The 18,059-nt window shown below is 71.5% G+C and carries 18 protein-coding genes; 7 read left to right on the forward strand and 11 right to left on the reverse strand.

Translation table 11 applies throughout. The annotated features are described in order from the left end of the window. Positions 1–84 precede the first annotated feature (84 nt). From EV382_RS11315 to EV382_RS11325, 3 genes are all read left to right on the forward strand, one after another. The gene (locus EV382_RS11315; protein ID WP_130401522.1) at positions 85–831 is read left to right on the forward strand and encodes a metallophosphoesterase; all 747 of its coding nucleotides are present in this window, start codon (positions 85–87) and stop codon (positions 829–831) included. Between the two features lie 2 nt (positions 832–833). Then, positions 834–1,469, forward strand: coding sequence for a LysE family translocator (locus tag EV382_RS11320; protein WP_130401523.1), 636 nt, complete (start codon positions 834–836; stop codon positions 1,467–1,469). 138 nt (positions 1,470–1,607) lie between these two features. Continuing rightward, positions 1,608–2,102 (forward strand): DUF2231 domain-containing protein, encoded by a 495-nt coding sequence (locus tag EV382_RS11325; protein ID WP_130401524.1) that lies wholly within the window; start codon positions 1,608–1,610, stop codon positions 2,100–2,102. A 14-nt stretch (positions 2,103–2,116) separates the two neighbouring features. On the opposite strand, the gene EV382_RS11330 is transcribed toward EV382_RS11325, so the two are convergent. From EV382_RS11330 to EV382_RS11375, 10 genes are read right to left on the reverse strand one after another with little or no spacing between them, the layout of a single operon-like run. Further along, complete coding sequence (locus EV382_RS11330) at positions 2,117–3,109, reverse strand: LLM class flavin-dependent oxidoreductase (protein WP_130401525.1); 993 nt, start codon at positions 3,107–3,109, stop codon at positions 2,117–2,119. Next, positions 3,106–3,432, reverse strand: coding sequence for a TIGR04076 family protein (locus EV382_RS11335; RefSeq protein ID WP_130401526.1), 327 nt, complete (start codon positions 3,430–3,432; stop codon positions 3,106–3,108). The genes EV382_RS11330 and EV382_RS11335 overlap by 4 nt, the downstream gene beginning before the upstream one ends. Further along, complete coding sequence (locus EV382_RS11340) at positions 3,429–3,800, reverse strand: nuclear transport factor 2 family protein (RefSeq protein WP_130401527.1); 372 nt, start codon at positions 3,798–3,800, stop codon at positions 3,429–3,431. Before EV382_RS11340 ends, EV382_RS11335 begins: the two co-directional genes overlap by 4 nt. A gap of 39 nt (positions 3,801–3,839) precedes the next feature. After that, positions 3,840–5,483 carry a DUF885 domain-containing protein gene (locus EV382_RS11345; protein ID WP_130401528.1) on the reverse strand — a complete coding sequence of 548 codons (1,644 nt, stop codon included), beginning with the start codon at positions 5,481–5,483 and terminating at the stop codon, positions 3,840–3,842. Continuing rightward, positions 5,480–6,718, reverse strand: coding sequence for an amidohydrolase family protein (locus EV382_RS11350; protein WP_130401529.1), 1,239 nt, complete (start codon positions 6,716–6,718; stop codon positions 5,480–5,482). The genes EV382_RS11345 and EV382_RS11350 overlap by 4 nt, the downstream gene beginning before the upstream one ends. 10 nt (positions 6,719–6,728) lie before the next feature. After that, on the reverse strand, positions 6,729–7,706 hold the full coding sequence (locus tag EV382_RS11355) for an ABC transporter ATP-binding protein (protein ID WP_130401530.1): 978 nt from the start codon (positions 7,704–7,706) through the stop codon (positions 6,729–6,731). Continuing rightward, positions 7,703–8,680, reverse strand: a complete 978-nt coding sequence (locus EV382_RS11360) for an ABC transporter ATP-binding protein (protein ID WP_130401531.1) — start codon at positions 8,678–8,680, stop codon at positions 7,703–7,705. Before EV382_RS11360 ends, EV382_RS11355 begins: the two co-directional genes overlap by 4 nt. 1 nt (position 8,681) lies before the next feature. Beyond that, complete coding sequence (locus EV382_RS11365; RefSeq protein WP_130401532.1) at positions 8,682–9,581, reverse strand: ABC transporter permease; 900 nt, start codon at positions 9,579–9,581, stop codon at positions 8,682–8,684. Further along, positions 9,578–10,663 (reverse strand): ABC transporter permease, encoded by a 1,086-nt coding sequence (locus EV382_RS11370; RefSeq protein ID WP_208758373.1) that lies wholly within the window; start codon positions 10,661–10,663, stop codon positions 9,578–9,580. Before EV382_RS11370 ends, EV382_RS11365 begins: the two co-directional genes overlap by 4 nt. 11 nt (positions 10,664–10,674) lie before the next feature. Beyond that, positions 10,675–12,279 (reverse strand): ABC transporter substrate-binding protein, encoded by a 1,605-nt coding sequence (locus EV382_RS11375; protein ID WP_130401533.1) that lies wholly within the window; start codon positions 12,277–12,279, stop codon positions 10,675–10,677. A 289-nt stretch (positions 12,280–12,568) separates the two neighbouring features. Here EV382_RS11375 and EV382_RS11380 point away from each other — a divergent pair, with 289 nt between their 5' ends. Both EV382_RS11380 and EV382_RS11385 read left to right on the forward strand, forming a co-directional pair. After that, entirely contained in the window at positions 12,569–13,105 is a 537-nt protein-coding gene (locus EV382_RS11380) for a helix-turn-helix domain-containing protein (RefSeq protein ID WP_130401534.1), read from the forward strand. Positions 13,106–13,231: 126 nt separating this feature from the next. Then, positions 13,232–15,115 carry a Xaa-Pro dipeptidyl-peptidase gene (locus EV382_RS11385; protein WP_130401535.1) on the forward strand — a complete coding sequence of 628 codons (1,884 nt, stop codon included), beginning with the start codon at positions 13,232–13,234 and terminating at the stop codon, positions 15,113–15,115. On the opposite strand, the gene EV382_RS11390 is transcribed toward EV382_RS11385, so the two are convergent. Beyond that, a complete protein-coding gene (locus EV382_RS11390; RefSeq protein ID WP_130401536.1) occupies positions 15,116–16,009 on the reverse strand; it encodes a helix-turn-helix transcriptional regulator in 894 nt (297 codons plus the stop codon). Positions 16,010–16,194: 185 nt separating this feature from the next. Here EV382_RS11390 and EV382_RS11395 point away from each other — a divergent pair, with 185 nt between their 5' ends. Together EV382_RS11395 and EV382_RS11400 are read left to right on the forward strand one after the other, a co-directional pair. Then, the gene (locus tag EV382_RS11395; RefSeq protein ID WP_130401537.1) at positions 16,195–16,956 is read left to right on the forward strand and encodes an SDR family oxidoreductase; all 762 of its coding nucleotides are present in this window, start codon (positions 16,195–16,197) and stop codon (positions 16,954–16,956) included. A 361-nt stretch (positions 16,957–17,317) separates the two neighbouring features. Beyond that, complete coding sequence (locus EV382_RS11400) at positions 17,318–17,977, forward strand: C39 family peptidase (protein WP_130401538.1); 660 nt, start codon at positions 17,318–17,320, stop codon at positions 17,975–17,977. The last annotated feature ends 82 nt before the right edge of the window (positions 17,978–18,059 follow it).

An 18,059-nucleotide genomic window follows, 5' to 3' on the forward strand; every position in this document is an offset into this window, starting at 1 on the left:
CCTCCTGCGCCGAGTTGTGCGGCCGATGCTGCCAAGAGTAGCTTCCCTAATGCCTCGTTCCTTTACAACCATTAGTGGGCGCCCATGTTGGTCATCGCGCATCTCAGTGACACCCACCTCGACAGCCACCCCCGATCGGCCGAGCGGACCGCCCGGGTCATGGACTACCTGCACAGCCTGCCCCGACCGGTCGACGCGATCCTGATCACCGGGGACATCGCCGACCACGGCGAGGTGGCCGAGTACGAGATCGCCGCGAAGCTCTTCGACTCCCCGCTGCCGGTCATGGTCTGCCCCGGCAACCACGATGTGCGCGACGCGTACCGCAAGGGTCTGCTCGGTGCCGACCACGGCGGCACCGGCCCGATCAACACCCGCCACGACGTGGCGGGGGCGGTCTTCCTCCTCGCCGACTCCTCCGTGCCCGGTGCGGACGAGGGCCACCTGGACGAGGAGACCATGGCCTGGCTCGCGGACGAGTTGGCTTCGGTGCCGGCCGGGACGCCGACGTTCATCGCCCTGCATCACCCGCCGGTGATTTTGCACCACCCGGTCATCGACCCGATGCGCCTTCTGCCGGCCGACCCGCTGGCCGCGCTCGTCGCCGCCCACCCACCGGTCGTCGCCGTGCTGACCGGGCATTTCCACACCGCCGCCGCGAGCACCTTCGCGGGCCGTCCACTGCGGATCGCGCCGGGGGTGGTCTCCACCCTGCGGATGCCCTGGGAGGGTGAGGGCGCGTTGACCACCCAGACCCAGCCGCCCGGCGTCGCGTTCCACGTGTACGACGACGCCGGACTGCTCACCACCCACTACCGGGTGGTGGTCTGAGCATGCACGGAGTCGCGGTGCTCGGCTTCCTGATCGCCGTCGCGCCGATCACCGCCACGCCGGGCGCGAGCCTGACCCTGGTCGTCTCGCGGGTCGCCACCGGCGGACGACGGCAGGGCTGGTGGGTGATCCTGGGTACGGTGACCGGGCTCTACGTGCACGCCACCCTGGCCGCTGTCGGGCTGGCCGCACTGGTGCTCCGCTCGTCGCAGGCGTTCTGGGTGGTCAAGCTCGTCGGTGCCGCCTACCTGGTCGGGCTGGGGCTCTGGCTGCTCTGGTCCGCGTCCCGCCGTCGGACGGGGGCCGGGCAGCGACCGACGGTCCGCCCCCGGAGGCTGCCCTGGCGGGTGGACCACCCGTACCTGCAGGGGCTGCTCGGCAACGTCCTGAACCCCAAGGCCGCGGCCATCTACCTCACCCTGGCGCCGCAGTTCCTCGAACCGGGTCGACCGGTGCTGGTGCCGATGCTGCTCCTCGCCACGGCGCACGCCGCGCTGCACACCTGCTGGCTCGCTGGCTGGACCGCGGTCTCCGGTGCCGCCGCCCGGCTGCTGCGCACCGCGGCGGTGCGGCGAATGCTCGATCGGCTGACCGGCGTGATCCTGGTCGGCCTCGGTGTCCGGGCGGCGACGACCTGAGCCTGATTCGGCCGGCGCGCCGCCCACGCCAGGGCGGCGCGTTCAGACACATCGGCGGGGATGACACGCTCGCCCGGTACCGATAACGTCCCTCTGTGGACGATCAACGTCCAGCTGATCTCACCGGAGGAGACGCGGATGTTCGAGGAGTTCATGGGCATCCCCGCCCACCCTCTGCTGCTGCACGCCGCGGTCGTGTTCGTGCCGCTGCTGGCCCTGCTGACGGTCGGTTACGCGCTCGTCGCGCCGATCCGCCCGCACACCCGCTGGGTGCTGGGTTTGCTCGCGGTGGGCGCGCCGGTCGCCGCCCTGCTGACGAAGCTCTCCGGCGACGCCTTCCTCGAACGCATGCAGGCGGCCAACCGGGTCACCCCCGAGTTCCTCCCGAAGCTCCAGGCGCATCAGGACTTCGGCGACATCACGCTCTACGCGACGATCGGGTTGGCGGTCGTCGCGCTGGCACTGGTCTGGTTCGTGGCACCGGGGTCCGCCGGGACCAGCACGGCTCGGCGGCCCGGTCGTCCGCTGACCCTGGCGTTGCAGGTGTTGTCGGTGGTGGCCGCCGGCGTCGCCGTCTACTACGTATTCCGCACCGGCGACTCCGGGGCGAAGGCGGTCTGGGAGGGCCAGTGACCGGCACCCGGGGTTCACGCCCGTAACAACGGGAGCACCCGCCGGCCGAGCAGATCGATCCCGCCGTACGGCGTCAACCCGTGCGGGGTGCCGAACTCCACCCGACTCGCCCCCGCGTCGAACACGGCCGCGGCCTGCCCCGCGACCTGCTCGGGCGTACCGGAGAAGGCGAACAGGTCGAGCAGGTCATCGCCGATGAGCGCGCCGGCGAGGTCGTCCTCCCGGCGGGCGACGTGCTGCTGGATCCGGGCCAGCAGCTCCGGGTCCACCTCGATCGTCGGATCGAGGGCGGCGACCACCGCCAGATACATGGCCACCTCCCGGCGCGCCACCCGGCGGGCCAGCACACCGTCCTCGTCGACGACGGTGACCGCGCCGAGCACGACACCCGTGCGGTCGGGGTGCGCCACCGCCGCGTCGTCCAGCCAGGCGAGCATCATCCGGGCCATCGCCGGGTTGGCCGACCCGCCGACCTTGACCTCGCCGGCGAACCCCGCCGCCGCCCGCGCGGTCTGCCGTCCCCAGGTGCCGACCAGGACCGGCACGTCGGCGCGCGCCGGGGTGTACCGCAGCGACGTGCCCGGCGCCACGGTGAACTCCCCGCCCTGGAAACCGCTGTCGTCGCCGGCCAGCAGCAACCGAACGACGGCGACCGTCTCGACGATGCGCCGGATGGGACGGACCTGCGGCACACCGATCTCGTCGAGCCAGGTGCCCCGGGCCAGACCCAGGTAGGCCCGACCCCCCGAGGCCAGATCCAGCGCGGCCACCTGACCGGCGACCTCCACCGGGTGCATGGTGAACGGGTTGAGACACGCCGCGCCCAGCCGGATCCGCCGGGTGTGCCGGGCCGCCACCAGCAGCGGGAAGACCGGCGGTTGGTACATCAGGTCCCCGAAGACCGACAGCACGTCGAAGCCGTGCCGCTCGGTCAGCTCGGCCAGCTCCGCGTACTCGTCGGCGGACTTGTCGGACTGCAGGCCGATGCCGACCAGCCCAGCGCTCATGTCAACTCCTCGGTGGGAATGCGCTGGAGGCCGGCCCGTTCGATGCGCATGATGAGCCGCTCCTCCGGGTCCGGGCAGGCCACATGGCTGTCCTGGGCCATCCAGTCGCCCTCGGCCAACGCCCGCTGTTTGGCCGGAAGCAGCGGCAGGCACGCCGCCAGGGCGTACAGGCAGAAGTGCTTGCCGGCGGGGATGCTGAGCCGGTTGGAACCGGTCACGTCGAAGTGGTCGCCCGGCTCCAGGCCGCACACCGAACGGCCCTCGATCCGCTCCACCACGACACGCAGGTCGTAGAGGTCGGTGGTGGGTTCCTCGGCGCTCATCGCACCGCCTCGGCGTGGTGGTGCACGATCCGCCAGGAGCCATCCTCGCGGCGCAGCACGTCGGTCACCCGGAAACACTCGTCCGGCCGGGCGTCGGCGAAGCGGGCCCGCAGCACGTAGCGGACCAGACCGGTGTCGCCCCAGGCGTCGGTGTGCAGGTGTTCCGGCGCCACCGAGATCGGCGCCGACCCCGTCGCCCGGGTCGCCCGCCGGTCCCGCAGGTCGTCCAACGCCCCCAGGCCGGACAGCAGGCCATCGGCGTCGGACTCCCAGAAAGTCAGGTCGGGGTGCAGGTGCGCGTCGAAGGCGGGCCGGTCGCCGAGGGACCGGTACAGGTCGGTGATGGTGGTGGCGAGCTCATCGCTCATCGGCGGTCACTTCCGATCGGGGTGCGGCGGTACGGGCGGTCAGGGCAGATCTGCCAGGCGGGCGCGCAGCGGATCCAGTCCCATGGGTCCGAGCGCCAACGCGGTGTGGTGGAAACGTTTCCGGTCGAACGCCGCGCCCTCGCGTCGCTCGGCGTCCCGACGGGCCTGCTGCCACAGCCGCGCGCCGACCTTGAAGGCCAGGGCCTGCGCCGGCCAGCCCAGATAGCGGTCGACCTCGAAGTGCGCGGTCTCGGCGTCCAGACCGGCGACGCGGGTGAGGACGTCCACCGCGAGGGCGGGCGTCCACCGCCGTGCCGCGGTGAAACCGTTGCCGGCCGGGATCGGCAACCCGAGGTGCAGACCCAGGTCGATGACCACCCGGGCGGCCCGCCACATCTGACCGTCGAGCATGCCGAGCCGCTCGGCGGGGTCGGTGTACAGGCCGACCTCGTCGGCGAGACGCTCGGCGTAGTGCGCCCACCCCTCGGCGTACCCGTGCACCTGGCAGAGGTTGCGCTGCCACGGGTGCAGGGCGCCGGTGGTGAGGGTGACGGCGTGCTGGAGGTGGTGGCCGGGCAGCCCTTCGTGGCACAGCGTGCCCACGTGCCGCCACACCGGCACCGTCGACTCACCCGAGGGCACCGACCACCAGATCGCGCCGGGGCGCGTCAACGCCGGGTCGGGCGGCGTGTAGTACATGACTCCGGAGGTGGCGGGGCTGATCCGGCACACCACCCGCCGCAGGACGGCCGGGATGTCGAAGTGGGTGCCGTCGAGCGCGTCGGTCAGCTGCTCGGTGCGCTGGCGCAGCCACTCCTCCAGGGCCGGGCCGGCGGACACCCGGCCGGTCGGGTCGGCGTCCAGGGCCGCCCGCGCGGACTCCACCCGCGGGTGGCCCAGCTCGGCCGCGACGGTCCGCAGCTCGGTGGCGGTGCGGTCCAACTCCGCCCAGCCGTACGCGTACACCTCGTCGAGGTCGACGGTGGCACCGAGGAAGCTGCGGGCGGTGACCCGGTACAGGTCCGCGCCGACACCGTCGACGTCGGACGCGACGGGTGCCAGGTCGGCCCGGAGGAACGCGGCGAAACCGGCGGTGGCGGCGGTCGCCAGCTGCGCGCCCCGGTGCAGCCGCGCGGCGAGCGGGCCACCGGGATAGGCGTCCACCAACCGCCCGTAGAAGTCGGCGGTGGTCCAGGCCGTGCACTGGTCGGCGACCACCAGCACCTGGCGGCGGGCCACCAGCTGTCCCCGCTGCGCCGAGCGGCGCAGCGTCGCGGCGTACCGGTCGAGGGCGTCGGGCACCTGGCGCAGGTGGTCGGCGACCACCGCCCAGTCCCCCTCGGTGTTGCGGGGCAGGTTGTCGAAGATCTGCCGGAGCAGGTGCACCGGCGTGGCCAGCGGGGCGAGCAGTCGGGTGGTGAACCCCGCGTCGTACAGGTCGACCTCGCTGGCCAGCCGGTCGCGCAGAGCGCCGGCGAGGGACCGCTCGCCGGGGTCGTTTGTGGTCGCCACGGCGGCGGCCGTCGCGGTGCGTCGGGCCAGCTCCGCCCGGGCGTCGAACCCGTCGGGTGAGAGGTCCGGGACGTGCGATCCAGGTGTACGCCCCACCGCTTCGGCCGCCTGCGGGTCCAGCTCCGCCAACGCGTCGAGGTACCCGTCGGCGACCTCGGTGATGCTGGTCATCGCGGTACGCCGAACCGGCCGCGGTCGTCGCGGTACGCCACCCCGCCCTTGAGTACGGCGTGCAGGGTGCGCAAGGCGGACACCGAGCGGGTCGGGTCGTCGCGGAGCACCAGCAGGTCGGCGTGCTTGCCGGCCTCGACGGTGCCGAGGGTGTCGGCACGACCCAGCCACTGGGCGGGGCGGGTGGTGGCGGCCTTGAGCGCGTCCGCGACGGGCATGCCCGCGTCCACCATGAACTCCAGTTCGCGGATGGTCGCGGTGGTCTCGTCGTAGCCGGCGTGCGGGGGCATGTCGCTGCCCAGGGCGATCGGCACCCCGTTACGGATGGCGTGCTGAAGGCTCTCCCAGTGCCGGGGCCCGGCCGCGAGGGCCCGATCCATCAGCCAACCGGGCACCCCCGAGTCACGGAAGAACTGCTCGCACCGGCTCACCACGATCGTCGGCACGTACCAGACGCCCCGCTCGGCCATCAGCCGCGTCACGTCGTCGGTCAGCTCGTACCCGTGCTCGACGCAGTCGAGACCCAGCTCCACGGCACGACGGACCGAGTCGGCCGGGCCGGCGTGGGCGGTGACCTTGCGTCCCCAGTCGTGGGCGACCCGGATGACGGCGGCCATCTCGTCGTCGAGCAGTTGCGGGGTGTCGATCGCCTCGTGCTGGCCGGCGATCCCCCCGGAGATGCAGACCTTGATCAGGTCGGCGCCGGCGCGCAGCTGTTCGCGGGTGACCCGGCGGAACCCGTCCGCCCCGTCGGCCTCCAGCGCGTCGGCCTCCCAACCGTGCCCGCCGGTGCAGCAGAGCGCGTGCCCCGCCGTGAAGATGCGCGGGCCGTCGACCGCGCCGGCCTCGATTCCCTTGCGCAGGGCGAAGTCCGCGTACCGGCTCTCCCCGACGAGTCGGGCGGTGGTGACACCGGAGTGCAGGGTGCGCCGCGCCGAGTCGGCCATCAACAGCACCAGCTCGGCCAGGTTCGCGCCGTGGACCGTGTCGGCGAGGTGGCCGGGCAGCCCCAGCGAGAGGTGGACGTGCATGTTGGTCAGACCCGGCATGACGTGCTCGCCGCCCAGGTCGACCACCCGGGCGTCGCCGGCCTCGGCGAGGACGTCGTCGACCTGGCCGACGGCACGGATCATCCCGTCGGCGTCGATCCAGATGCCGCGATCCGGTTGGAGGGTGTCCTGGACACCGTCGTAGAGGGCGAGGTTGACCAGGACCTGTTCGGTGGGCATGCGCATTGGGGCGTCCTCAGCGTGAGCGCGCCACGGTCGGGGCCGTGGCGGAGTCGGTGAGCCAGCAGGCGACGCTGCGGCCGCCCAGGTCGACGGTGGGCGGCTGGTCCCCGCAGCGCGCGAACGCGTGCGGGCAGCGCGGCCGGAAACGGCACCCGGTGGGCGCGTTGGCCGGGTCGGGCACCTCCCCGGCGAGGATGGCGGGCAGGCGTGGGGTGGGCCCGATCTGCGGCACCGCGTCGATCAGCGCCCGGGTGTACGGGTGCCGGGGCTCGCGCCACAGCTCACGGGTGGGTGCCGCCTCGACGATCCGACCCAGGTACATCACGGCGGTCACGTCGGCGATCTCGTGCACCAGCGCCAGGTCGTGGGAGATGAAGAGCATGCCCATGTCGAGGTCGCGCACCAGCCCGACGAGCAGGTTGACCACCTGGGCCTGGGACGAGGCGTCCAACGCGGTGACCGGTTCGTCCGCGATGATCATCCGGGGTTCCGGGGCGAGCGCGCGGGCGATCGCCAGGCGCTGACGCTGACCGCCGGAGAACTGGTGCGGGTACCGCTGGGCGGCGCTGGCCGGCATGGCCACCCGGTCGAGCAGCTCGTGCACCCGGGCCCGGCGGGCCGCCCCGGTGACCGCCGCCGGCACGCCGTCGAGGAGTTGGGAGCCGATGGTGCGCCGGGGGTTCAGCGAGGCGTACGGATTCTGGAAGACCATCTGGAGGGCGACCTCGGCGCCGGAGCGGGGCCGCCAACCCAGCGGGGTGACCGGCCGGTCGGCGTACCGGACGGTGCCGGCGCTCGGTGCGCTGAGACCGACCGCGACGCGGGCCAACGAGGACTTGCCGCACCCGGACTCGCCGACCAACCCGACGATCTGACCGGGCGACACCTCCAGGCTGACCCCGGCGACCGCCCGTACCCGACCGCGTCCGCGGGAGCGGTACTCGACCTCGACGTCGGTGAAGGAGAGCCGTGCCGGCGCGCTCGCGGTCATGCGGCCACCTCCAGGTGCGGACGGACCACACAGGCCACCGACCGGTCCGTACCGGCGGGGGTGAGCGGGGGTGGGGCGGTGCCGCAGGACGGTTCGGCGTACCCGCACCGGGGTTGGAACGGGCAGCCCGGCGGTGCCTCGCCGGGTGCCGGCGGAGCGCCCGGGATGGGCCGCAACGTGCCACCGGTCTGGGTGCCGTGCGGTCGGGCGCCGAGCAACGCGGCCGTGTACGGGTGTGTGGGTGCGGTGAGCAGCGCTCCCGTCGGCCCGGTCTCGACGACCCGCCCGGCGTAGAAGATGTACCCACGGGTGGTGAGGGCGCTGAGCACGCCGAGGTCGTGGGTGATGAACGCGACGGCCAACCCGGTCTCGGCGCGCAGTCGTTCCAGCAGGGCGAGGATGCCGGCCTGCACGGTGACGTCGAGGGCGGTCGTCGGTTCGTCGGCGATCAGCAGTCGGGGCCGGGCGGCCAGGGCGATGGCGATGGCCACCCGTTGCCGCATCCCGCCGGAGAACTGGTGCGGGTACGCGCGCAGCGCCCGCTCCGGGTCCGGAATGCGGACCTGATCGAGCAGCTCCACCGCGCGCCGGTCGGCGGCTCGGCGGTCCATCCGCAGGTGCACCCGCATGTGTTCGGTGAGCTGCCGGCCGACGGTGAGCATCGGGTGCAGCGCGGCGCTCGGGTCCTGGAACACCATCGCGATGCCGGCGCCGCGCACCCGCTGCCAGCCCCGGGAGTCCAGGCTCAGCAGCTCGGTGCCGGCGTACCGGGCCGAACCGGTGACCGTCGCACCCGGGGGCAGCAGCCCGAGCAGGGTCTGCGCGGTGAGGCTCTTGCCGCAGCCGCTCTCCCCCGCGATACCGACCAGTTCGCCCTCGTCGACGGTCAACGACACGTCGTGCAGGATCGGCAGCGGGCCACGCGGTGAGGGCAGGGTGACGGCCAGGGAGTCGACGTCGAGCAGCGGTGCCACCTCAGCGTCCCTTCGAGTAGCGGGGGTCGAGCCGGTCACGCAGCGCGTCGCCGAGCACGTTGAACGCCATCACCACGGTCAGAATGGCCAGGCCGGGAAACACGCTGACCCACCACATCGACAGGTCCTGCGCGCCGAGGGCCACCATCGAGCCCCACTCGGCGGCCGGCGGGCGGGGGCCCAGACCGAGGAACGACAGCGCGGCGAGCAGCAGCACCGCGTTGCCCAACTCCAGGGTGGCCAGCACGATCGCCGGGCCGATGCTGTTGGGCAGCACGTCGCGGCGCAACGCGCGGATCGGCCCGACGCCGAGCAGGCGGGCGGCGTTGAGGTAGTCGTCGCCGCGCATGCTCAGCACGGCGCTGCGGATCACCCGGGCGTAGACCGGCCAGGAGACGATGACCAGGGCCAGCACCGCGTTGCGGGTGTTCGGGCCGAACGCCGCCGTCACCGCCATGGCCAGGATGATCTGCGGGAACGCGAACACCAGGTCGGTCAGGCGCATCAGCGCCTCGTCGACGAACCGGCCGACGTATCCGGCGACCAGCCCGAGCAGCCCGCCGACCAGCAGGGCCAGCGCGACGATGGCCAGGGCCAGCGGGATGGACAGGCGGGCACCGTGCACGACCCGGCTGAGGATGTCCCGACCGAGGGAGTCGGTGCCGAACCAGTGCGCCCCGGAGGGCGACGCGTACGCGTCGGGGCTCTGCGCCAACGGGTCGTACGGTGCGAGAACGTCGGCGAGCAACGCCAGCAGCAACCATCCACCGAGGATGGTCAACGCCGCCACGGTGATCGGTTGACGCCAGACCGGTCTGCCGGCCGAGCCGCCGCGCAGTCGGCCGAGCCAACGGCGTCGGCCCAGGGCCCGCTGCGCCTTCGGGTCTGCAAGTGCCGTCATGACAACCGGATCCTCGGATCGATGAGCCCGTACAGCAGGTCGACGGTCAGGTTGACCAGCGTGTAGACCAGCGCCACGAACAGGCTGACGCCGAGGATCGCGGGCAGGTCCAGCGCCGTGGCGCTGCGGTACGCGTACTGGCCGACGCCGGGCCAGCCGAAGATGCTCTCGACCAGCACCGTCCCGGACAGCAGCGAGGCGAACGCCAGGCCGGAGACGGTGACCACCGGGACGAGGCCGGCGCGCAGCAGGTGCCGGCGCAGCACCACCCGGGTCGGCAGACCCTTGGCGTACGCGGCCCGGATGTAGTCCTGCTGGAGCACCTCGAGCATCGCCGAGCGGACGAACCGGACCAGCATCGCCACGGTCAGCGAGGTCAGCACGAGCACCGGAAGGGACAGGTGCTGGGCGGCGTCCCAGGCGAGATCCCACTGCCCGGCCAACGCACCGTCGACCGTGTACATGCCGGTGACGGTGGGTGGCGGGCTGAAGTCGGTGGAGAGCCGCCCGCCGCTGGGCGCCAGCCCCAACTGGTAGAAGAAGACGTAGAGCACCACCAGGGACAGCCAGAACGGCGGGGTGGAGAGCCCGAGCAGGGCACCGACCCGGACGAGCTGGTCGGTGAGCCGGCCGTTACGGACCGCCGCGAGCATGCCGATCCCGGTGCCGATGAGCAACGCCAGCACCATGCTCGGAAGGGCCAGCTCCAGGGTCGCCGGCACGTAGTGCAGCAGGTCGTCCAGGACGGCTCGGCTGGTCTGCTGGGAGTGGCCCAGGTCGCCATGCAGCAGGTTGCCCAGGTAGTGCAGGTACTGGGCCCAGAGCGGCTGGTCCAGGCCCCACTTCTCGCGGAACGCGGCCACCGCGGCGGGGTCGTTGAGCGCCTGGTCGGAGAGGTTGGCGGTCACCGGGTCACCGGGGACCACGTTGACCAGACCGAACGTCACCACCGTGACGCCCAGCAGCAGGCCGGCGGTGACGGCCACCCGCTTGGCCAGGAAGGTCAGCAGCGGGTGGGCACCCCGGGGCCGGGACGCGGTCGTGGCGACCGCGCCCGGCTCACCGTCGTGGACTGTCGTCATGTGGTCGCCGACTACTTGCGGCCGACCGCGGCGACGTCCACCTGCCAACCGGCGGCGGTGTAGTCCGCCCCGGTCAGGTCGGCGGTCGCCACGACGATGGAGGAGTTGCTGGCCAGCACGAGGTACGGCGAGGACGCGTTCATCAGGCGCTGCCACTCCTGCATGGCGGTGGCCCGCCCGGCCAGGTCGAGCGTCGCGGTGACCTTCTTGCCGGCGGCCACGACGGCCGGGTCGGCCCGCTCGACCGTCCAACCGGAGCGCAGCGCGGTCGCCTGCCCCGGCGCCATGTTGTTGATCAGCGAGTCGGCGACCGGGTAGTTCAGGCTCTGCGGGGTGAATCCGAGGGGTGACTTCCCGCCGCGCATCTCGTCGAGGAAGGTGGTCAGCGGCTGCGGGTTCAGCTCCAGCTTGATGCCGGCCTCGGCGGCGTCGCCCTGCACCTTGGTGGCCACCGTGCCGAGGTCGACACCCTTGTAGGTGATGGCCGGGTAGGTGAACTTCACCGTCGGGTTGGTCAGGCCGCCCTCGGCGAGCAGCGCCTTGGCCCTGGCCACGTCCCGCTTGGACTCCTCGCCGGCCGGCAGCGCGCCCGGGAAGGCGGGCGCGACCAGCCCGGCGCCGGGGGCGGCGCCCTTGCCGTACAGGGCGGCGATCCCCTGGTAGTCGATGGCGGCACGCAGGGCCTGGTTGAACTTCGGGTTCGCGGTGACCGCCGAGACGCCCGGGTCGGCGTTGAGGAAGAGGAAGTAGACGGTGTCCTGCACGCCGGAGGTTTGCAGGCTGCCGGACAGTCCGTCGAGGAGCTTGCCGGAGATGTCGAGGGAGATCTCGGCGGCCTCGGCCCGCTGCATGGTCAGCTTCTGGGTCTGCACATCCATGTTGCGCAGCACCACCCGGGAGAACTGCGGTTTCGGGCCCCAGTACGTCGGGTTCGCCTCCAGCACCACCTGCGACGAGGGGTCGTAGGACTTCAGCACGTACGGCCCACTGCCGACGGAGTTCGTGTCCAGGTACTGCTGGGCGGTGTCGCCCTGGGCGGCGTCGGCGCCGTCGCGGGCGCCGTGCTCCTTGGCGACCTTGGAGTTGAGCACCGCGGTCGACGGCATCGACAGCACCACCGGGATGTTCGGATCGGGGGCGGCCGAGGTGACCACCACGGTGCTGTCGTCGGTCTTGGTCACGGTCAGGCCGCTGACGGTGACCGCGGGGCTGGCCTTGATGTTCTTCAGGCGGTTGAGCGAGAAGACGACGTCGTCGGCCGTGAGCGGGCTGCCGTCGGCGAACGTGACGCCCTGGCGGAGCTTGAAGGTGAACGTGGTGGCGTCCGCCGACGCCTGGTACGACTCGGCCAGCGCGGGGACCGGCTTGCTCACGTCCGAACCCTTGAAGGTGAGCAGGGTGTCGTAGAGGGCGTGCACGGCGGTCAGGCCGGTTGCCTCGTAGACCCGGCCGGGGTCGAGGGTCTTGAGCACGAACGAGGTGTTCACGGTGAGGGTCTTGGCCGCACCGTTCGCGTTTCCACCACTGCCGCCCGCGCTACAGGCGCTGACGGAGAGGACGGCCAGCGTCGCCAGAGCGGACGCTCCGGCGAGGAGCCGGCGGCGGGACACCGACATGCTGTTCCTACCTTCGTATCGCGCGGCCCGCCGGGCGGGATCCGCGGGGTGTCGACGCCCGGCGGGCGACGCCACGCAGCGGCCGGGCCGATGCGATGACGGTGTCGCGGGCTTCTCGGGGGAGTCGTATCGGGGTTGGATGTAGGCCGGACGGTGAGGCGTCCGGCCTACGCCTTCCACGGCATGTTCACTTACTTCGAACATTGCCGCCTGATGTTTAGTGATCCTAAACAGGGCCGTATAGTTTGGTCAATCAAGATTCAGCCACACTGTTCTGGAACGAGGACCCATGCTCGGTGACCGACTCCGCGACCTGCGTCAGCAGCACTCCCTCACGCTGCGTCAGCTCGCCACAGCCGCCGACGTGTCCCCCGCCCTGCTCAGCCAGATCGAGAACGGCGCGACCGACCCCAGCCTGTCCACCCTGCGGAAACTCGCCCAGGTCTTCGACACCTCGATCGCGGAGCTGTTCTCCGAGCCCGAGGCGCCACCCGTGCACGTCAGCCGCGTCGGCGCGCGGACCAGGCTGGCCGCACCACCCGGCCAGATCACCTACGAACGACTCACCCCCGGCCGTGGCGACCTGGAGGTGCTCCAAGCCCACCTCGCGCCCGGCGACGCCAGCTCGGCGGAGCCGTGGGCGCACCCGTCGACCGAATGCGCGATCGTCATCACCGGCGCGGTCGTCGCCGAAATCGGCGGCGAGTCGTACACCCTCACCGCCGGCGAGTCGGTCACCTTCGACTCCCGCCTGGCACACCTTTACCGCAACGCCAGCGACCAGCCCGCCCACCTGATCATCGCGGTGACGCCACCGACTCCCTGACCGGCCACCATGGACATCCGAAGGGATCGACGGGACGCCGCCGTCGACCTAGCATGTCGACGAATGGATCTTCGAGATCGACCCCTGCCGACCCCCGGCAACCAGCCCAACCGAAGGGAGACGCGCATGCGTCGACCCCGTCATCCGGCACTCCTGAGCGTCGGCGTAGCCGGCGCCCTGGTCCTCAGCGCAGCCCCACCAGCGGCTGCGGCTCCGCCCTCGCCCACCACGCCCACCGGCATCGTGGTCAGCGACGGCATGACCCAACCGGTGTTCTCGCTCGCCGACGCGATCGAGGAGCGGGTGTTCGTCCAGACCCCGGTGGACACCGACCACGACGGTCGACCCGACCGGGTGGCGATCGACATCTCCCGCCCCCGGGAGACCGCCACGCAGGGCTTCAAGGTGCCGGTCATCTTCGAGCACAGCCCGTACCGCAAGGGCACCTGGGGTGACGTGCCGTACCCGAGCGTGCTCGTCGACGACCTGCCGCAGAACGGCCTGACCGACCGCTCCGGCCGTCGCGCACTCGACGCCGGCGCACAGCGGGCCCAGGCGAAGGCCAACCTGCCCGGCTCGCTGGACGACTACTACGTGCCCCGTGGGTACGCGGTGGTGCTCGGCCAGAGCGTCGGCACCGGCGACTCGGACGGCTGCCCGACCAGCGGCGACCAGGCCGAAACGCTCGGCACCAAGGCGGTCATCGACTGGCTCAACGGCCGGGCGAAGGGGTACGACGCGAACGGCGCCCCGGTCGCCGCCGGCTGGAGCACCGGCGCGGTCGGCATGACCGGTGTCTCCTACAACGGGACGCTGCCCAACCAGGTGGCCACCACCGGCGTCAAGGGGCTCAAGACCATCGTCCCGGTCTCCGCGATCAGCAGCTGGTACGACTACTACCGGGCCAACGGCCTGGTCGTCGCGCCCGGGACGTTCCAGGGCGAGGACCTCGACATCCTGGCCCAGTACACCGCCGGGCAGGCACGCGCCGAGGGGCCCTGCGCCGACGAGCTCGCGGACATCACCGCGAAGCAGGACCGGGTCACCGGCGACTACTCGACGTTCTGGCAGGACCGTGACTACCTCGACGCCCGCGACGTCAAGGCCAGCGTCTTCGTCGTCCACGGCCTCAACGACTGGAACGTGAAGACCGAGCACTTCGCCGGCTGGTGGGACCAGCTCGCCAAGCGCGACGTACCGCGCAAGATCTGGCTGCACCAGGGCGGGCACGGCGGCCCCGGCAACACCGCATCGGTGACCCTGCCGGACGGCCGGACGTGGACGTACAAGCAGACCGAGAACCGCTGGTTCGACTTCTGGCTGTGGAACGTGCGCAACGGCATCATGGACGAGCCGACGGCGGTGCTCCAGCGCGAGGACCGCGCCTACACCACGTACGCCAACTGGCCCGACCCGGCCGCCCGGGAGGTCGGCCTGCGCTTCGCGGCCACCGACGCCACCACGCCGGGCGCGCTCACCACCGGCAAGCCCCCCAAGGGCAAGGTGGAGCAGAGCTTCGTCGACGAGGGCCGGACCATCCACCCGGACACCCTGGTGTCCAACCCGGACACCGCCAGCGCCAACCGGCTCGCCTACCGTTCCCCCGAGCTGACGCGGAGCGTGCGCATCTCCGGGCGGCCCGAGATGCGGCTGCGGATGGCGATCGACAACAAGCCGGACGCGAACCTCACCGCGTACCTCGTCGACTACGGCCCGGCCGGCTCGACCGCCGCCCCGACCGTGGTGACGCGAGGCTGGATGGACCCGCAGAACCGTAAGAGCGCCGCGCGCACCGAACCGGTCAAGCAGGGCAAGCTGTACGACTACCGGTGGACCATGGAGCCGAAGGACTACGTCTTCCCGGCTGGGCACCGGATCGGCGTGGTCGTCTTCTCCAGCGACCAGGAGTACACCCTGCTGCCGTTGGGCGGCACCGAACTGCGGGTCGCGCCGAACGACAGCGAGCTGCGACTGCCGGTGGTCGGCGGGCGGGCCGTACTCGGCTTCTGATCAGCGCTGCGAACGGGTGGGGCGGTCCGACGACGCGTCGGGCTGCCCCACCGGTGCGTGGCCGGCGGCGGTCTCGGTTTGTGCGAGTGCCGCCAGGAGCCGCAGCTTCTCGTCGCTGTCGCTGTCCTTGTCCGGGTAGTAGACGACGAGGATGACGTCGCCGATGGGGAGTTTGTCCCGGTGCAGGCGCAGTTCACCGACGACGGGATGGTGGACCGTGGTCGTGCCGCCGTCGAGACTGCGGACATCGTGCCGCGCCCACAGGGTGCGAAACCGTTGACTGGACAGGGCGAGTTCTCCGACCAGCTCGACGAACCGAGGGTTGTCGATGTCGTCGCCGATGGTGGTGCGGAGGGTGGCGATGAAGTCGGCGGTGGCCTTCGTCCAGTCCTGGTGGAAGGCTTGTTCCTCGGGATCAAGCAGGAGCGAACGAAGCCGGTTCTGACCCGGCCGCAGGCGCGGGGACAGCGCGACGGCCATCGGGTTGGAAGCCAGCACGTCGAACGCGCGTCCTTCGACGAACGCGGGGATCTGCAGGTGGGCGAGCAGTTCGTAGACCCGCGCCGGTACGTGCTCGGACCGTTTGCGGCGCGGCGCCCTGGGGCGCGCCGCGGCGAGGTCGAGCAGATACGTCCGCTCGATGTCATCGAGTTGCAGGACGCGCGCGAGTGATTCGAGGACCTGTGGTGAGGGGTTCTTGTCCCGGCCCCGCTCCAGGCGCAGGTAGTAGTCGGGGCTGATGCCGGCGAGCAGGGCGACTTCCTCACGTCGCAGGCCGGGCACGCGGCGCTTACCGCCGGTCGGGAGGCCCACCTGCGCCGGTGAGACCAACTCGCGCCGGGCACGAAGGTAGCTACCCAGCCGGTGGCCGTCGCCCGGTTCCTCATCCCTCATGTTCACCACCGTAATGCGGTGCGCGTGCCGCAGAGGGGCCCTGGTAGGACCTGGTCAAACGGGGGCCCTGCCACATCCAGCCAGCTGCGTCAAGACTGTGGTTGCCCTGTTCGAAGGACAGCGAGCAGCACTGTTTGCGCCGCGAATTCAACCGTCGGCGCCCTCTGAATTGAAGGGAAGATCTCGTGGATCTCTCCAACCGCACCGTTCTCATCGTCGGCGGAACCTCGGGTATCGGGCGGGAGCTGGCCCGGCGGTTCGCCGCGGCGGGCAGCACCGTGGCCGTTGGCGGCCGCAGCCCCGAGGCACTCTCGGAGCTCGCCGGGGAAGGTTTCGGCACGTTCAGCATCGACGTCACCGATGGTGCCTCTGTCGCCTCTGTTCGGGATGCCGTGCTGGCCCGTTACCCCGAGCTGGACACGGTGGTGACGATGTCGGGTGTCATGCTCCTGGAGGACCTGCGCGACCCGGAGCACTTCGGGGCGGCGCAGGCGACGATCGACACCAACCTGCTCGGCACCATCCGGGTCATCGACGCCTTCACCCCGCACCTGGTTCGTCGGGGCGCCGGCACCTTCATCACCGTCACCTCCGGCATCGCCTTCCTGCCGTTTCCGCCCATGCCGAGCTACGCCGCCTCCAAGGCCGCGGTGCACGCCTACACCGAGGCGCTGCGCGCGCAGCTCGACGGCACCGGGGTCGGCGTCGTCGAGCTCGTTCCCCCGGCCGTCGCCACCGCGGGCCAGGAGAAGGTGAACCCGCACGCGCTGCCACTCGACGACTTCGCCACCGAGGTCATGCACCTGCTCTCGGCGAATCCCACCCCGCACGAGATCCTGGTGAAGGGTGTTCTCATGCACCGTTGGGCCGAGCGTGACGGCACATACGACGATCTCGTCGCGCAGCGCTCGAAGGCCCTGGCGATGCTCCCCGGCCGCGAAGGCTGACACCCGTCCCCGATCGCCGGTTGCACCCCGGATCAGGCCGAAGGCCCAGCGATGGCCGAATGTTCGGTTCGCCACGGGGTCAGCTGGGCCTGCTGTCCGGTTTCGGCGGTGCTGTCCGGTGGTCGGGGCCACCCTCAGCGTGGAATCGCCGGCCGGGCGGGGTCGTTATACCTGGCAGATCACCGTGGCCCCCGGCCCGGTGCGGCAGCCGCCGGGAACACCCGGCCGGCCGCCCCGGTTACATCCCCTGCGACGCCCGAGCAGGTCCCTGCGGATCGCCGGCGTTGCCGTGAACTTCCCCCCGCACGACAACACCCCCGACCTCGTGTGGGCATCCCCCGATGCAGAGGAGCACGCCATCATGCGTACCGATCTGATCCGTAAGACCGCCCTGACCGCTGCTGGTCTCGCGTTCACCGGCGGCGCCATCGCCGGCCCCGTCACCGCCGCCTACGCCATGTCGGACGCCAAGCCGACCACCCAGACCCAGACCGACCGCAAGGGTCACGGTGAGCGTCAGCTGGGCGTGCGCTACGAAGCCCAACCGAACTTCTACTACTGCGGCCCCGCCGCGACCCGTAACGCCCTGTCCGTGCAGGGCAAGGACATCAACGTTGACGACATGGCCAAGGAGATGGGCACCACCGAGGCCGGCACCAACTCCATCAACGACATCACCCCCGTACTGAACAAGGAAACCGGCAAGGCGGACGCCTACCACTCCGTCGAGATCAGCTCCCCGGACGCCGACGCGAAGCAGACCGACCAACTGCGCACCGACATCGTCCGCACCGTGGACGACGGGCGGGCCGTGGTCGCGAACATCGCCGGCACCAGCACCGACACCAACGGCGTCAACCACTCCTACGAAGGCGGGCACTACATCAGCGTCGTCGGCTACCACGACAACGGCAACACCGTCACCATCGCCGACTCCGCCGACCCCAACCAGGCCGCCTACCAGATCAGCGTCGAACACCTCGCCGACTGGATCGCCACCCGCGGCTACGCCACCAGCTGACAACCGCACCACCACACACCAACCGAAAGGGCCGGACCCCACCACCGGGGCCCGGCCCTTCGGCATGACCGGGTCACTGCCC

Origin of the sequence: Micromonospora violae, assembly GCF_004217135.1 — a bacterium.
Lineage (GTDB): Bacteria > Actinomycetota > Actinomycetes > Mycobacteriales > Micromonosporaceae > Micromonospora > Micromonospora violae.

Bases quoted from the DNA above. Each gene is read 5' to 3' on its own strand.
- EV382_RS11315 (WP_130401522.1), top strand. From the start codon at position 85: ATGTTGGTCATCGCGCATCTCAGTGACACCCACCTCGACAGCCACCCC.
- EV382_RS11320 (WP_130401523.1), top strand. From the start codon at position 834: ATGCACGGAGTCGCGGTGCTCGGCTTCCTGATCGCCGTCGCGCCGATC.
- EV382_RS11325 (WP_130401524.1), top strand. From the start codon at position 1,608: ATGTTCGAGGAGTTCATGGGCATCCCCGCCCACCCTCTGCTGCTGCAC.
- EV382_RS11330 (WP_130401525.1), bottom strand. From the start codon at position 3,109: ATGAGCGCTGGGCTGGTCGGCATCGGCCTGCAGTCCGACAAGTCCGCC.
- EV382_RS11335 (WP_130401526.1), bottom strand. From the start codon at position 3,432: ATGAGCGCCGAGGAACCCACCACCGACCTCTACGACCTGCGTGTCGTG.
- EV382_RS11340 (WP_130401527.1), bottom strand. From the start codon at position 3,800: ATGAGCGATGAGCTCGCCACCACCATCACCGACCTGTACCGGTCCCTC.
- EV382_RS11345 (WP_130401528.1), bottom strand. From the start codon at position 5,483: ATGACCAGCATCACCGAGGTCGCCGACGGGTACCTCGACGCGTTGGCG.
- EV382_RS11350 (WP_130401529.1), bottom strand. From the start codon at position 6,718: ATGCGCATGCCCACCGAACAGGTCCTGGTCAACCTCGCCCTCTACGAC.
- EV382_RS11355 (WP_130401530.1), bottom strand. From the start codon at position 7,706: ATGACCGCGAGCGCGCCGGCACGGCTCTCCTTCACCGACGTCGAGGTC.
- EV382_RS11365 (WP_130401532.1), bottom strand. From the start codon at position 9,581: ATGACGGCACTTGCAGACCCGAAGGCGCAGCGGGCCCTGGGCCGACGC.
- EV382_RS11370 (WP_208758373.1), bottom strand. From the start codon at position 10,663: ATGACGACAGTCCACGACGGTGAGCCGGGCGCGGTCGCCACGACCGCG.
- EV382_RS11375 (WP_130401533.1), bottom strand. From the start codon at position 12,279: ATGTCGGTGTCCCGCCGCCGGCTCCTCGCCGGAGCGTCCGCTCTGGCG.
- EV382_RS11380 (WP_130401534.1), top strand. From the start codon at position 12,569: ATGCTCGGTGACCGACTCCGCGACCTGCGTCAGCAGCACTCCCTCACG.
- EV382_RS11385 (WP_130401535.1), top strand. From the start codon at position 13,232: ATGCGTCGACCCCGTCATCCGGCACTCCTGAGCGTCGGCGTAGCCGGC.
- EV382_RS11390 (WP_130401536.1), bottom strand. From the start codon at position 16,009: ATGAGGGATGAGGAACCGGGCGACGGCCACCGGCTGGGTAGCTACCTT.
- EV382_RS11400 (WP_130401538.1), top strand. From the start codon at position 17,318: ATGCGTACCGATCTGATCCGTAAGACCGCCCTGACCGCTGCTGGTCTC.